Origin of the sequence: Pseudomonas sp. ACN8 (genome assembly GCF_002303925.1) — a bacterium.
Lineage (GTDB): Bacteria > Pseudomonadota > Gammaproteobacteria > Pseudomonadales > Pseudomonadaceae > Aquipseudomonas.
Genome location: NZ_MRCS01000119.1, coordinates 1 through 1,195 on the forward strand (window position 1 = coordinate 1; position 1,195 = coordinate 1,195).

Sequence of the window (1,195 nt, forward strand, 5' to 3'; positions counted from 1 at the left end):
GGGGGTGTCAGAAATTTTGTGTTCGGGCATAACATGAGTAAGAGGTGCATGTATGCCAACCAAAAAGAAACCCGCGTTGCGAGAGCTACCGAAAATCCCGAAAGAGCTGCTCGAGCAATTCACCGATGGACCGATGACCGCTGAAGCCATTGAGGATGCCTCTGCGGCGTTCAAGAAGGCTTTGATCGAGCGAGCCCTGAGTGCTGAGCTCGGTCACCACCTGGGCTATCCGCCGGGCGCGCAGCGCCCAGAGGATGAAACCAACCAGCGCAATGGCAAAAGCGGCAAGACGGTTCTAACCGGCGATGGCCCGCTCCGACTGGATATTCCTCGCGACCGGGATGGCAGTTTTTCTCCCATCCTGATTCCCAAACACGAGCGCCGTTACACCGGGTTCGACGACAAGATCATCGCCATGTATGCCCGTGGAATGACTGTCAGAGAGATCCGTGCGTTTCTTTCCGAGCAGTACGGTACTGACGTTTCTCCCGACTTCATCAGCTCTGTAACCGACGAGGTCATGGCAGAGATCGGTGCATGGCAACAGCGGCCTTTGGAGCCGATGTATCCGGTTATTTTCTTCGATGCTCTACGGGTCAAAATCCGCGAAGAGGGGCTGGTTCGCAACAAGGCGATCTACTTGGCCCTGGGGGTTTTGCCTGACGGAACACGCGATATTCTCGGCATTTGGATCGAAACTACCGAGGGCGCCAAATTCTGGATGAAGGTTTTCAACGACCTCAAGACACGCGGCGTCGAAGACGTGTTGATTGCTGTGACCGATGGCCTTAAAGGCATGCCAGAAGCTCTCAGCGCCGTATTTCCAGACACGACACTGCAAACATGCATCGTTCATCTGATCCGCAATAGCCTTGATTACGCGGCTTGGGATAAGCGTCGCGAACTGGCCAAGGCGCTCAAACCGATCTATCAGGCTGTCACCGCCGAAGCGGCCGAGCAGGCGCTGGATGCGTTTGAAAGCGGGCCCTGGGGCAAGCAGTATCCGACGGTAGTAGCTGCCTGGCGCCGCGCTTGGGATCGTGTGATTCCATTTTTCGTTTTCCCACCGGCGATCCGAAAAGTGATCTACACGACCAACGCCATTGAGAGCATCAACGCTCAACTGCGCAAGATCATCAAGACCCGAGGTCACTTCCCGACCGACGATGCGGCGACAAAACTGATCTGGCTTGGG

1 protein-coding gene is annotated in these 1,195 nt (G+C 55.9%); it reads left to right on the plus strand.

From position 1 onward, the window contains the following. Positions 1 to 52 precede the first annotated feature (52 nt). On the plus strand, positions 53 to 1,195 hold a 1,143-nt coding region (locus BSF44_RS29195), incomplete at its 3' end, for an IS256 family transposase (protein ID WP_095946431.1).